Source organism: Jannaschia sp. 2305UL9-9 (genome assembly GCF_041403465.1).
In the GTDB taxonomy this organism is placed as follows: Bacteria; Pseudomonadota; Alphaproteobacteria; order Rhodobacterales; family Rhodobacteraceae; genus Jannaschia.
This window is the reverse complement of record NZ_JBGEHM010000001.1, coordinates 580,735-593,739: the sequence shown is the minus strand read 5'-3', so window position 1 is coordinate 593,739 and position 13,005 is coordinate 580,735. Positions and strand designations below refer to the sequence as shown.

The window sequence follows — 13,005 nt, the reverse complement described above, 5'->3', positions numbered from 1 at the left end:
TTTTTCGGAGACTACGATGCCCAGCCGTGACCTGCGCGATACCTTCAGCATACGCCGATCCGATTTTCCGGATGGGTTTCTCTTTGCCGTGGCCACCTCGGCCTATCAGATCGAGGGACACGCCCACGGTGGCGCAGGCCCCACGCATTGGGACAGTTTCGCAAAGCAACCGGGCAAGGTCGATCGGGGCGAAGACGGGGCGCTGGCCTGCGATCATTATCACCGCTGGGCCGAAGATCTGGATCTGATCGCCCAAGCCGGGCTGGATGCCTATCGCTTTTCGACGTCCTGGGCGCGCATCATGCCCGACGGCAAGACGCTGAACCCCGAAGGGCTCGATTTCTACGATCGCCTCGTCGACGGGATGCTGGAACGCGGGATCAAGCCGATGGCGACCCTCTATCACTGGGAGTTGCCGCAGGCGCTGGCCGACAAGGGCGGCTGGACGAGCCGGGAAATCCCGCAGCGCTTTGCGGAGTTCAGCCGCGTCGTCGGTGCGCGCTTGGGCGACCGTCTGTATTCGACGGCGCCCGTCAATGAGCCGTGGTGCGTGGCCTGGCTGAGCCATTACGAAGGCTATCACGCCCCCGGTCTGGCCAACCTTGGCGCCGCCGCGCGCGCCATGCACCACGTCGCCCTGGCCCATGGCCTGTCGATCGAGGCGTTGCGGTCCGAGGACGTCCCCAATCTGGGTGCCGCCTGCAACATGGAATACGCCCTGCCCGCCACCGACCGCGATGCGGATGTCGCCGCGGCCGAAATATACGACGGCATCTACAACCGCTGGTTCGTCGGCGCGATGACCAAGGGCGAATACCCCGAGGATGTGCTGGACGGGCTGTCCGACCTGATGCCGGATCGCTGGCAGGATGACATGAAGGTCATCTCCCAACCGATTGATTGGATGGGGATCAACTACTACACCTGCAAACGGATCATCGGTACGGGCAAGGCATGGCCTGCTTACGGCACCGTGGACGGGCCGCTGCCCAAGACGGACATGGGCTGGGAAGTCTGCCCAGAAGGCTTCGACTGGCTGCTGCGCCGGACCGCGCGGGAGTATACCGGCGACCTGCCGCTCTTCATCACCGAGAACGGGATGGCCAATGGCGACAAGCCGGGGCGCGATGATCTGGAGCGGATTGATTATCTGGACCGGCATCTGGAGGTCGCACGCGATCTGGTGGCCGATGGTGTCCCGCTTCGGGGGTATACGATCTGGTCCCTGCTCGACAATTACGAATGGACGCTGGGCTACGACAAGCGCTTCGGCCTGATCCATGTGGATTTCGCCGACTTTGCACGCACGCCCAAGGCAAGTTATTACGCCCTTGCGCGTGCGCTTGCGGAATAGGGACAGATAGAATGACCGAACCTTGCTTTCTGGTGGCCGATGTCGGCGGAACGAACACGCGTGTCGCCCTGACCGCGGGTCGACAGGTCCTGACCGAGACGATCCGCAAGTATCGCAACCGCGATTTCGCCAATCTTGCCCCCGTCTTGCGACAGTATCGCATGGATCAGGGCGGGGCGACGCCCGACGGGGCCTGTGTCTGCGTGGCGGGTCCGGTGGCCAACGGTGTGGGCGAATTGACCAACCTCGACTGGTCGATCGACGGTGCCCGCCTTGCCGAGGCCACGGGCGCGACCCGCTGTGCCATCCTGAATGACCTTCAGGCGCAGGGGCATGCGATCGGTTACCTGCCCGAAGACGCCTGCGAGACGGTGATCGGTGCGCCAACGCCGGGCGGCGCGCGCCTCGTGATCGGGATCGGGACCGGGTTCAACGCCGCCCCGGTCCATGACACCCCCGGCGGGCGTTTCGTTCCCCCGTGCGAGGCCGGGCATGCGAACCTGCCGATCCGGACGGACGCCGAGCTGCGCCTCTGCACTTTCGTGTCGACGGCGCATGGCTTTCCGGCGGTCGAGGATGTCCTGTCCGGCCGGGGCCTTGAACAAGTCTATCGCTGGCTGTCGCACGAGGCGGGCAGCAGCGAGGAATACCTTGCGGCCGAGATCATGGCACGCATCGACACGGACCCCCGCGCCGAAGCCGCCGTGCGGCAGTTCATCCAGATGATGGGCACGGTCGCCGGCAACCTGTCGCTGATCCATCTGCCGCTTGGCGGGGTCTACCTCGTCGGCGGTGTGGCGCGGGCGATGGCGCCCTATCTGCACCGCATGGATTTCGCGGATGCCTTCCGGGACAAGGGCCGGTTCGCCGGTTTCATGGCGAACTTCCCGGTATCCCTTGTGATCGACGACTTTGCGGCGCTGACCGGCTGCGCGTCCTTTCTGGCGGAACAGGCAGAGTAGTCGCGCCGTAACGCTTTGTTAGCGGCCTTGCAGCTAGGGGTTCCGAAACACCCCCAGTTCGCGGAGGCATACGGTGCACTCAACCCCCGATACCAAAGGCCCGGTCACGGCGATGGACCTTCCATCTCGTCTGGATATCACGACGGCTGGCGCATTGCGGGACTGGTTCCTTGCCTGCCAGACCGATGGTCGCCTGAATGGCGCCTTGGTCGAGGTCGTGACGACGCCCGCCCTGCAGGTCCTGATGGCGGGGCGCGATCATCTGCGTGATGCGGGCCATGCCCTGTCCATCGATGCACCCTCCGCCGCGTTTCTGGGCTGCCTCTCGACATTGGGCACGGACCTTTCCCGGCTGTCACACCCTATGGACGGGGGGGCATCCTGATGCGCGTTCTTGCAATCGATGACAGCCGCACCATCCGCGACATGGTTCACCTCACGCTGGAGCGGGAGGGGATCGAAACGACGATGGCGGAAGACGGGATACATGGCATCGAAGTCCTCGAAAGCCTCGATCCCCGCCCGGACGCAATCCTGACGGATGTGAACATGCCGCGCCTCGACGGGTTCGGGTTCATCGAACGCGTTCGCCTGATGGATGTCTTCGCGGGTATCCCGATCCTCGTGCTGACCACCGAAAGTGCGAAAGAGCTCAAGCAAAGGGCCAGAGCCGCCGGTGCGACCGGTTGGATCGTCAAACCCTTCGACCCGGCACGCCTTGTCACTGCGCTGCGGACAGTCACGGGCCTGCGCTGATGTCCGGGATGGAGGAGATCAAGGCCACATTCTTCGAGGAATGCACCGAGCTTTTGGAGCAGTTGGAGGCAGGCCTTCTGACGCTGCAGGCCGGGGATCAGAACGACGACACGGTCGATGCCGTCTTTCGGGCCGTTCATTCCATCAAGGGCGGCGCCGGAGCCTTCGACCTTGGGCAACTTGTCGGTTTCTCGCACGAGTTCGAAACCGTTCTGGATGGTCTTCGCACGGATCGGCTGGCCCCAACGCCCGACGTCATCGCCGTGCTGCTGCGCGCCAGCGACCGGCTGGGCGATCTTGTCGCCCACTCCCGAACGGGCACGATAGACACCGGTGACATCCCGGCCGACCTCATAGCCTTGCGTGATCAACTGGGTGACGCATCAGGTCCGCCGGGTGGCAACGAATTCGACCTTGATCTGGGTTTTGCCCCCATACCTCTGGATCTGGACCTCGCGGAACCGCTGGAGGTCGGTCCCGGGGGGCAGGAAGCAGTTGCGGCCTTGCCGGGCGAGGGCCCGATACATTCGGCAAAAGCCGATGCCGGCAATTCTGCCACCAATACCGGATGGCTGCTGACATTCGATCCCTTGCCGGATCTTCTGGAAAGCGGGAACGAGCCTCTCTTCCTGTTTCGGTCCCTTCAGGTTCTTGGCCAGATCCGTTGCGAGATCGACGACGGGGACCTTCCCCCCCTGACATCCATGGACGCAATCATCCCGAGGGTGCGGTGGCGAATCCTCCTTGCCCCCACGGCCGAAGACCTGACGGAGACGGAGATCGAGAGCGTCTTCGAGTTTGCCGACGACCTTTGCGTTCTGAATATACGTTGCGCGACTGATGACGACCTGCGGTATTTCGCAGGCCATAGTGAACATGTCGTCGACGAAACCGTGAAAAAGGAGCCCCCTGCGGAGCCTGATCTGTCCAGCGCAGCACCCCCGGCTGATGCGCCGGTCAGCGACCCTCCCGCGGCACAGCCTGTCCCGGACACGGGGCCCAAGGGCAGTCTGGCGGCAACGATACGTGTCGACCTCGAAAGGATAGACCGTCTGGTCAATCTGGTCGGGGAATTGGTCATCAGCCAGTCCATGCTCGCGCAGAGCATCGTGCGGGATGGCCTGGATACCAACTCCGATTCCGCATCCGGCATCGATGGCCTGCAACAGCTGACCCGTGATATTCAGGACAGTGTCATGGCCATCCGTGCACAGCCGGTCCGGTCCCTGTTCCAGAGGATGACCCGCATCGTCCGCGAAGCTGCGCAGACGACCGGCAAGTCGGTCAGGATGGAAACCGTTGGCGAAACGACGGAAATCGACAAGACGGTCGTCGAACGCCTTGCCGACCCGTTGACCCACATGATCAGGAACGCAATCGACCACGGGTTGGAGAGCCCTGCTGCGCGCGCGGCCGTGGGCAAACCGGGCACCGGCATTGTGCGCCTGAGTGCACGCCAGCAATCGGACCGGGTCGTGATCGAGGTCAGCGATGATGGCGCGGGCATCGATCGCGGTCGCGTTCTTGCACGCGCGATCGAACGCGAATTGATCCCCCGCGACGCAGATCTCGCGCCCCATGAAATCGACCGGCTTTTGTTCCTGCCCGGCTTTTCGACCGCGACGGATGTCTCGTCCCTTTCTGGGCGGGGTGTGGGAATGGATGTCGTGCAGCGGGCCATCCGCGATCTGAACGGCACCATATCTGTCAGCTCGGAACAGGGTGTGGGCTGCACGATCTCGATCAGCCTGCCTCTCACGCTCGCGATACTGGACGGCATGATCGTCAGGACATCCAGGCAAAGGATGGTCATTCCGTTGTCCGCGATCGTGGAAACCCAGACGGTATCAGCCGCGAGGACCGAAATGCTGGGTCCTCGCCGGCAGGTCGCTCTGCTGCACGACCGGTTTGTTCCGATCATCGACCTTGCCACAGGTATGGGGTTCGAAAGCACGGTTGCCCATTGTCCGGCGGCGGATGAAGACGATCGCGCCCTGCTGTTCGTGCAGCCGGACGATCTTGGCCCATTCGCCGTGCAGGTCGACGCCATCGAAGCGCAGCGGCAGGTCGTCATCAAGGGCTTGGGCGACAGCTTCGGACGTATTCCTGGCGTATCGGCTGCGACAATCCTCGGCGATGGACATGTCGCGTTGATCGTTGACCCGAGTGGCCTGGCCGCAACGGCCGGCCTGGCCGCCGGGTCCTTGCAGATGTCGCAGGAGGTGCGCGCGCAATGAACCAGGTCCTGACAGATGCCCCATTCAAGTCGCCGGTTGCCAATGCCGAGCCGTCCAAGACGGATCTGCACGCGTCGTTGAGCGGTCTGGAACTTCTGACGTTTCAATGTGGCGGCAGGGGATATGCGGTCGACATCATGGCCGTCCGCGAAATCCGCAGTTGGAGCCAGCCCACGCCCCTGCCCCACGCCCCGCCATACATGCTCGGGATGGTCAATCTCCGCGGTTCCGTCCTGCCGGTCATGGATCTGGCGCAACGGCTGGGTCAGGCGCCGACCGAAGAAAACCCGCGAAACGTCATCATCGTGATACAGCAGGGAAATCGACTGCATGGCCTTCTGGTCGATGCTGTCTCCGACATCGTTCACCCGCAGCCTGACCAGATGCAGGACATGCCCAAGGCCGTCGCCGACGAGACATCCGGCATGTCCGAACGATTGTTCGTCGTCGAAGACCTGATGATCCAGGTTCTGTCGATCGACTGTGTCCTGCCCGAACTGTCGCGGCAGATCGGGGACGGTCTGCAATGAAGACGATGGATGACGCAGAGTTTCAGGCCATTACGTCGATCGCGATGGCAGAAGCGGGGCTGAGCCTGCCACCCGGAAAACGGTCGTTCGTGTCCGCAAGGCTACAACGCAGGCTGCGTGCGACCGGAATGGAGAGTTTTCGCAGCTATGTCGCCCTTGTCTCCGGGGCGGACGCGACATCGGTACAGGAACGTTGCGAGTTGATTTCCGCGCTGACGACGAACGTGACAGGTTTCTTTCGTGAACCCCATCATTTCGCCGCCCTTGCGCGACAATTGGAACATGGGCGCAAACGAACGGCGTGCGATCCCATACGCATATGGTCCGCCGGATGTTCAAGCGGGGAGGAAGCGCTTTCGATCGCGGCGACCTGTGCCGCCTGTCTGGGCGCAGGCTGGAACGACAAGGCCCGCATCCTTGCGACCGACATCGATATCAATGTCCTCGGGGCGGCAATGAGGCAGCCGGAAGACAAGGAGATTGCCAGACGTCTGGCCGACGGGGTCGCTGCCGTCTTGCCGAAGGGCATGATGCCTGCCGAGCATTCGGTCGCATCTTTGAAAACCGGGATCACGTACATGCGGCATAACCTTCTGGATCGGCTTCCGACATCCCAACCATTCGACGCGATATTCTGCCGGAACGTGACGATCTATTTCACGCCCGACGTTCAGGCCCGGGTTCATGCGCATCTGGATGCCTGCCTTGCCGGCGATGGTCTGCTCTTCCTTGGCCATTCCGAACGTCTGGCCGTGGCACTCCCGCACCTTCGGCTTGCCGGGGCAACAACCTACCTGAAATGCGGTCCCGCACCGGAAGGAGACATTCGGTGGCATTAAGAGACAGCCTGAAGGTCCTCGTGGTGGACGACATGTCCACCAGCCGCGGCATCCTGCTTCAGGCCCTGGATGGCCTGGGTATCACGCACGTTGAATACACGGACGACGGAAAGAAGGCGATGCAGCGGGCGCGGGAGTTTCTGCCCCATCTGATCCTGTCGGACCTCTACATGCCCGAATTGAACGGTTTGCAACTCTTGCAGCATCTTCGACACGATCCGACGACGCGGAAAATCGGCTTCATCCTCGTGACCGGTCGCAGCGACAAGACGGTCATCGATACCGGCAGGAAACTGGGGATGAACAACTTCCTCGCAAAACCCTTCACCCCCGGCGATATGAAAAACACGATCGAAGCCGTGGTGGGGCGTCTGTGACGGGAGGCATGTGCCCGAAACTGGCCAATGGGCTTGCGCGCGAATGCTCTGATGCCGCGGTGAAATTGCAAGCTTTGCAGGCGGAGCTTGCGGGGGCGATCGACAACGGATCGGCCACGTCGAACCTTGTTCGGCAATTGCAGTCGCTGGATCTGGTCGAGCAGACGATGGCGGACCTTGCGCGGTTGTTCGACGTGATCGGACGGGAAAATGGTGGGCAAGCGCCCGCAAGCTGGCCTGTCGCGCTGGCGGCGATGAAACAGGGCGCACTCCGCGCTCGGTTGGTCTGTGACGTCCCACCTCAAGAGGGAGGGGACAGCAACGACATCGAACTTTGGTAAGGTGTTGCCTGCGCTGATGCCCGGCCCCCGTGGTAGTACCGGTCAGGCGGCGTCTTCATCCGCCTGCTGGCGATGCCACATGGATGCGTATCGACCGTTTCGGCGTAGAAGGTCATCGTGGGTTCCGACCTCGGCGATATGCCCGTTCTCCAGAACGACAATCTGATCAGCATCCACAACCGTCGACAGACGGTGGGCAATCGTGATCACCGATCTGCCTTGTGACATGGCGCGCAATTCGGACTGAATCTCCTGTTCCGTCTCACTGTCGAGGGCGGACGTCGCCTCATCCAGAAGGAGGATCGGCGGGTTCTTCAGAAGGGTGCGGGCGATACCGACACGCTGTTTCTCACCCCCTGAAAGTTTCAGCCCACGCTCGCCCACCGCCGTTTCATATCCTTCCGGCAGGGACTTGATGAAGGTATCGATCTTGGCCGCGCGCGCGGCTTCTTCGACTTCGGCCTGCGTGGCATCCGGTCGACCGTAGGCGATGTTGTAGCGAATGGTGTCGTTGAACAGAACGGTATCCTGCGGAACCACGCCGATCATCGCGTGCAGGCTGTCTTGCGTGACGGCGCGCACGTCCTGACCGTCGATCACGACGGCCCCGTCATTCACGTCGTAGAAGCGGAACAGAAGCCGCCCGATGGTCGACTTGCCCGACCCCGAAGGGCCGACGACCGCAACCGTTTCACCCGGCCCGACATCGATGGAAATGCCCTGAAGGATCGGCCGTGCGGCATCATAGCCGAACCAGATGTCGCGAAACTCGATCCTGCCCTGCGGCACGGTCAGGGCATGGGCATCATCGGCATCCTGAACCTCGGAAGGTTGCTCCAGAAGGCCGAACATCTCGCCCATGTCGACCAGGGCCTGACGGATTTCCCGATAGACCGTGCCGAGGAAGTTCAGGGGCATGGTGATCTGGATCATGTAGGCGTTGACCATGACGAAATCGCCAACCGTCAGATCGCCGGATTGCACCCCCATCGCCGCAAGGACCATGACGGCGACGAGGCCGCTGGTGATCAGGATGGCCTGTCCGAAGTTCAGGAAGGCCAGAGAATAGGACGTGCGAAGGGCCGCTTTTTCATAAAGCTGCATCGCACCGTCATAGCGCGCGGCCTCCCGACGTTCGGCGCCGAAATACTTGACGGTTTCAAAGTTCAGAAGGCTGTCGATCGCCTTCTGATTTGCATCCGTGTCCTGATCGTTCATCTCCTTGCGAATGCGGACGCGCCACTCGGTGACCTTGAACGTGAAGGTGACGTAGGCCGCGATCGTTCCGACGACGATCACCAGATACCAGATGTCGAACACCGCCCACAGGATGACCGAGATCATCAACAATTCGAGGATCAGGGGCCCGATGGAAAACAAAAGGAACCGCAGCAGGAAATCGACACCCTTCACGCCGCGTTCGATGATGCGGCTCAACCCACCGGTCTTGCGCGTGATGTGATACCGCATCGACAGGCGATGGATGTGCGTGAACGTTTCGGACGCAAGCATGCGCAGCGCGCGCTGGCCCACGCGGGCAAAGATCACGTCGCGCAGTTGCTGAAACCCGATGTTGGCAGCCCGGGCGATACCATAGGCGACGGTCAGGGCGACGGCCCCTGCCCCCAGTGTCCATGCCGCCGACGGGGCATCACCCCCAAGGCTGTCGACCGCGGCCTTGTAGAAGAAGGGCGTCGTGACGGCGATGATCTTGGCGAGGATCAACATGCAAAGCGCTGCGACGACACGTACCTTGATGCCCGGCTTGTCGGCAGGCCAGAGGTATGGCGCCACGCGCCTGACGATGTCCCACCCGCCGGTCGGCGCGTCGGTCGTTGTTATGGTCGTTCTGCGCATGAGGTCCCCGGCTTCCGACGTTCGGGAACCTTATGGTTCGTTCCGGTGGATGGAAAGGTCGGCTACGTCGTACCAGGCTATTCCGTCGGCAGGGCGAAGACCTGACCGGGATAGATCAGGTCCGGATCGCGGATCTGATCGCGGTTCGCCTCGAACAGCTGGACGTATTGAACGCCGTTGCCGAAGTAGCCTTCCGAAATGGCCCACAGGGTATAGCCCGGCTGAACGGTGATTGCCGTCGCACCGTCGCGGCGCAACTGGGCGGCAATTTCGGGGGCCGTACGCTGAAATGGTGTTTCGATGCGGGATTGCACCGTGCCATCCAGCGATACCTCGTCGATGCGCAGCGTGTAGACGCCGCTGTCCACGTTCGGCAACGGCGACGTCCATGCCCCCGTATCGTCGACCCGCACGGTCTGCACCGGCTTGTTGTCGAGGTAGATGCGCAACTGTGCATCCCGCTGTCCGGTCCCGGTCAATCGAACATCGCCGATGGCGTCATAGGCGATCGCATCGATCCCGAGGTCCACGTTCGCGACCGGCAAGGCGCCGGGCCCATCCGACACGACCGAGATTCCCGCCGGACCAGCCCGGAACAGGCGCGGCGCGGTCGGACGTTCGACGTTTCGTGGCGCCGTGACCGCCGCAAGGGACGGCGCCGCGCTGGGTTGCGGATTGGCGGGGCGCAGTGTCGGGTCCGCCGTGGTGGCCGGAACAGGCGGAACGGATGGCGGCCGCGTCGTGTCGGCCGCGCTCAACCCCGAGGGTTGACGCCCCTGTGCCGGTGCGATGTCCGTCGCGGCGACCGTCGTTTCGGAAAGGGTCGCGCCCGGGCGTGTCGGGGGTGAAGGTGCCGACGGGGTGTCGGGTGACACGAGGCTATCGGAAACCGGAGCGGCTTCGGATGCGACCGGCGCGGGGGCTTCGGCGTCCATCCCGGGATTGTCCACGCCGTCGCCATCAGCAACCGTAGCATCCGGAAATTTGTCGGTTTCGGGCAACTGCGTCGGCACAGAGGGTTCGCCGCTTGGCACCTGTGCATCCACGATCGCGGGCGCACCGGGGGCCTCGGGCGCGACGGCTGCCATCTCGACTGGCGGGTCGGCACGGTCCCCTACCTGATCGGGCAAGGACGTCTGTGCCTCGGCCATGGCGGGGGGCGCGGGGGATGTCGGTGCGACGATGACGCTTTCGGCGGCGCGCAAGGGGGGGTCATCTTTGGTGACGGTTTCCAACGTCAGAATGCGGGGCGCGTCCCCTAAGGGCACGTCGAACAACGAGACGAAGTTGCCGGATCCGTCCGTCCGCGTCGTTGCCACCTCCTGCCCGTCGAGGCGCAGGACGACGTCTGCGGTTGCGGGGCCGGAACCTGCGACGACTGCCGCGCCATTCGCATCCACCCGGACAAGGTCCAGCGTCGGCAAGCGCGGGGCCATCGGCAGGTCGGGCGTAGCCGGTGCGGTCTGCGCCGACAAGGCGGCCTCCGGGGCCGTTGCGCCGACGTCCGGCGACCGGTCCGGTGTTCTGGCAACCGCAACCGCAACCGGCTCGGCCGTCGGTTCCGTCACCTGGATTGCGGCGGCCTGATCCGGAATCGATGTCACCTGCATGCGTTGGTAGAGGACATAGCCGCCCGCCCCGACGGCCACGGTTCCAGCCGTGAAAAGGCCCACCAAGACGGCATTGGACATCATATTCCTCGTTCCCCCGAGTGGCCGGTTGCGCAGGCCTCGGTGAACCCTATCAATGGTCCACGGCAGCGTCAAAAACACAAACCTGCGTTCACACGAGAGGCAAGCCCATGACCCCATCCATCTGCGTTTACTGTGGCAGTCGGGACGGAAACAGCCCAACCTACAGCGAGGCGAGCGAGGCCCTCGGGCGCGGTATCGCCGCGCGCGGCTGGCGGCTGGTCTATGGTGCGGGGGATGTCGGCCTGATGGGGCGCGTGGCACGCACCGTTCAGGCAGGGGGTGGTGATACCTTCGGCGTGATTCCGACCCACCTCATGCAGCTGGAGGTCGGAAAGCGTGATCTGACGTCGTTCGTGGTCACTGAAACCATGCACGAGCGCAAGAAGGTCATGTTCATGAACGCCGATGCGGTGATCGTCCTGCCGGGCGGCGCCGGGACACTGGACGAGTTTTTCGAGGTGCTGACATGGCGACAGCTCGGCCTGCATGAAAAGCCGATCATCCTGTTGAACATCGACGGCGTCTGGGACGATCTGATTGCGATGCTGCACGGGATCGTCGCGCGCGGTTTTGCCGAACAGAGCCTGCTGGACTTCGTGCAGACAGCCCCCGATGCGGAGGCTGCCCTTGATCTGCTGACCTTCGGCTGACCGTCAGGCCGCCTGACGCAGGCTGTCGCTGACGATCGACTCGATCTCGTGCAGCGGGTGATTGGTCAGGGTCTTCGCGACCTCGCCGATCACCTTGTCCGACACTTCCTGATGAAGGGCTCCGCGCATGGTGCCCAGAACCTGCGGCGACGCCACGAGGATCAGACGGTCGAATTCGCCCGCATGGGCCATCTTGTACAGCCGGTCCGCAAGGTCGGTCGCGAAACGCTCCTTCTGCAACTCGTGGAAATCCGTCTCGTCATAGGCCGACACGCCGGACCCATGGCTTTCCTGCACACGGCCACGGCGGTTTTCGGTCTGCTCGCGATCCGGCGGATTCTCCTCCTCGCGTTTGCCGACGACTTCCAGATTGGGATTCTCGGCATCCGTGAGGTTTTTCAGGAACAGCGCCTTTTCGCTATCCGTGACGACGACGAGGGCGTTGTGGGGAATACCGGCCATCATGCGTCCCCCTCATCGCTGTCGTCGCGTTCGTCCGACTTGCGGACACGCGTGACACCGGCAACGCCCTGCTGCGAGGCGCGCTTCAACGCATCCTGCGTGCCGACGTCGCGGGCCACCTGACCGCCACTGCGGCCCTGGTGATCTGGCGTTTCGGGCATGTCCTCGATGAACTTGTCCGTCTCTCGGGTGTGGTCGCTAGAGCGATGGCGATCGGCCATGTCGTGCCTCCAATCCTTTTTAGTTCTGGGATTTAACGCACGAGGGGTCGGATCGTTCCGGCATGAAAAAAGGGGACCGCACGGGCCCCCTTTCGTGTCTTGCCGTTCACGCCCCTTACATGCGCGAGGCGACGTTTTCCCAGTTGACCAGATTGTCGAGGAAGTTGGTCAGGTAGGCAGGGCGCTTGTTGCGATAGTCGATGTAGTAGGAATGCTCCCACACGTCGCAACCCAGCAGCGCCGTCTGGCCGAAGCACAGGGGGTTCACGCCGTTCTCGGTCTTGGTCACCTTCAGGCCACCATCGGTGTCCTTGACCAGCCATGCCCAGCCCGAGCCGAACTGACCGGCACCGGCGGCCGAAAACTGCGACTTGAACTCATCCACGGAGCCGAAGCTGTCGACGATGGCCTTTTCCAGCTCGCCCGGCATGGCGCCGGAATTGGGCGACATCATTTCCCAGAACTGGTTGTGATTCCAAAGCTGGCTGATGTTGTTGAAGATACCGGACTGAGCAACGGCGCCCGCGTCATAGGTGCCCTTGATGATCTCTTCCAGCGACTTGCCTTCCCACTCGGTCCCCGAGATCAGCTTGTTGCCGTTGTCGACATAGGCCTTGTGATGCAGGTCGTGGTGATACTCCAGCGTCTCCTTCGACATGCCGTGCGCGGCCAGCGCGTCGTGAGCGTAGGGAAGATCAGGTAGGTCGAATGCCATGTTGGCCCCC

At 63.0% G+C, this 13,005-nt stretch carries 15 protein-coding genes; 10 read left to right on the top strand and 5 right to left on the bottom strand.

Features of this window, described 5'->3' with window-relative positions:
- Positions 1-16 precede the first annotated feature (16 nt).
- From V6N07_RS02945 to V6N07_RS02905, 9 genes are all read left to right on the top strand, one after another.
- Positions 17-1,354 (top strand): GH1 family beta-glucosidase, encoded by a 1,338-nt coding sequence (locus tag V6N07_RS02945; RefSeq protein WP_371153923.1) that lies wholly within the window; start codon positions 17-19, stop codon positions 1,352-1,354.
- Between the two features lie 11 nt (positions 1,355-1,365).
- Complete coding sequence (locus V6N07_RS02940; protein WP_371153921.1) at positions 1,366-2,316, top strand: glucokinase; 951 nt, start codon at positions 1,366-1,368, stop codon at positions 2,314-2,316.
- 73 nt (positions 2,317-2,389) lie between these two features.
- The gene (locus tag V6N07_RS02935; RefSeq protein ID WP_371153919.1) at positions 2,390-2,701 is read left to right on the top strand and encodes an STAS domain-containing protein; all 312 of its coding nucleotides are present in this window, start codon (positions 2,390-2,392) and stop codon (positions 2,699-2,701) included.
- Positions 2,695-3,072 (top strand): response regulator, encoded by a 378-nt coding sequence (locus V6N07_RS02930; protein WP_371155375.1) that lies wholly within the window; start codon positions 2,695-2,697, stop codon positions 3,070-3,072. Before V6N07_RS02935 ends, V6N07_RS02930 begins: the two co-directional genes overlap by 7 nt.
- Positions 3,072-5,309 (top strand): chemotaxis protein CheA, encoded by a 2,238-nt coding sequence (locus tag V6N07_RS02925; protein WP_371153917.1) that lies wholly within the window; start codon positions 3,072-3,074, stop codon positions 5,307-5,309. Before V6N07_RS02930 ends, V6N07_RS02925 begins: the two co-directional genes overlap by 1 nt.
- Positions 5,306-5,839, top strand: a complete 534-nt coding sequence (locus V6N07_RS02920) for a chemotaxis protein CheW (protein ID WP_371153915.1) — start codon at positions 5,306-5,308, stop codon at positions 5,837-5,839. Before V6N07_RS02925 ends, V6N07_RS02920 begins: the two co-directional genes overlap by 4 nt.
- Complete coding sequence (locus tag V6N07_RS02915; RefSeq protein WP_371153914.1) at positions 5,836-6,678, top strand: protein-glutamate O-methyltransferase CheR; 843 nt, start codon at positions 5,836-5,838, stop codon at positions 6,676-6,678. The genes V6N07_RS02920 and V6N07_RS02915 overlap by 4 nt, the downstream gene beginning before the upstream one ends.
- Complete coding sequence (locus tag V6N07_RS02910; RefSeq protein WP_371153912.1) at positions 6,669-7,055, top strand: response regulator; 387 nt, start codon at positions 6,669-6,671, stop codon at positions 7,053-7,055. Before V6N07_RS02915 ends, V6N07_RS02910 begins: the two co-directional genes overlap by 10 nt.
- A gap of 59 nt (positions 7,056-7,114) precedes the next feature.
- Complete coding sequence (locus tag V6N07_RS02905) at positions 7,115-7,396, top strand: hypothetical protein (RefSeq protein ID WP_371153910.1); 282 nt, start codon at positions 7,115-7,117, stop codon at positions 7,394-7,396.
- Between the two features lie 42 nt (positions 7,397-7,438).
- On the opposite strand, the gene V6N07_RS02900 is transcribed toward V6N07_RS02905, so the two are convergent.
- Together V6N07_RS02900 and V6N07_RS02895 are read right to left on the bottom strand one after the other, a co-directional pair.
- Complete coding sequence (locus V6N07_RS02900) at positions 7,439-9,253, bottom strand: ABC transporter ATP-binding protein/permease (protein WP_371153909.1); 1,815 nt, start codon at positions 9,251-9,253, stop codon at positions 7,439-7,441.
- Positions 9,254-9,330: 77 nt separating this feature from the next.
- Positions 9,331-10,944 carry a LysM peptidoglycan-binding domain-containing protein gene (locus tag V6N07_RS02895; RefSeq protein ID WP_371153907.1) on the bottom strand — a complete coding sequence of 538 codons (1,614 nt, stop codon included), beginning with the start codon at positions 10,942-10,944 and terminating at the stop codon, positions 9,331-9,333.
- Positions 10,945-11,054: 110 nt separating this feature from the next.
- Between V6N07_RS02895 and V6N07_RS02890 the strand changes: the two genes are divergently transcribed.
- Positions 11,055-11,597, top strand: a complete 543-nt coding sequence (locus V6N07_RS02890; RefSeq protein WP_371153905.1) for a TIGR00730 family Rossman fold protein — start codon at positions 11,055-11,057, stop codon at positions 11,595-11,597.
- A 3-nt stretch (positions 11,598-11,600) separates the two neighbouring features.
- Here the strand turns inward: V6N07_RS02890 and V6N07_RS02885 are convergent, their stop codons facing one another.
- The 3 genes from V6N07_RS02885 to V6N07_RS02875 all read right to left on the bottom strand — a co-directional run bounded on the left by V6N07_RS02885 (position 11,601) and on the right by V6N07_RS02875 (position 12,995).
- On the bottom strand, positions 11,601-12,059 hold the full coding sequence (locus V6N07_RS02885) for a host attachment family protein (protein WP_371153903.1): 459 nt from the start codon (positions 12,057-12,059) through the stop codon (positions 11,601-11,603).
- A complete protein-coding gene (locus V6N07_RS02880) occupies positions 12,059-12,280 on the bottom strand; it encodes a hypothetical protein (protein ID WP_371153901.1) in 222 nt (73 codons plus the stop codon). The genes V6N07_RS02885 and V6N07_RS02880 overlap by 1 nt, the downstream gene beginning before the upstream one ends.
- A 115-nt stretch (positions 12,281-12,395) precedes the next feature.
- On the bottom strand, positions 12,396-12,995 hold the full coding sequence (locus V6N07_RS02875) for a superoxide dismutase (protein ID WP_371153900.1): 600 nt from the start codon (positions 12,993-12,995) through the stop codon (positions 12,396-12,398).
- Positions 12,996-13,005 lie beyond the last annotated feature (10 nt).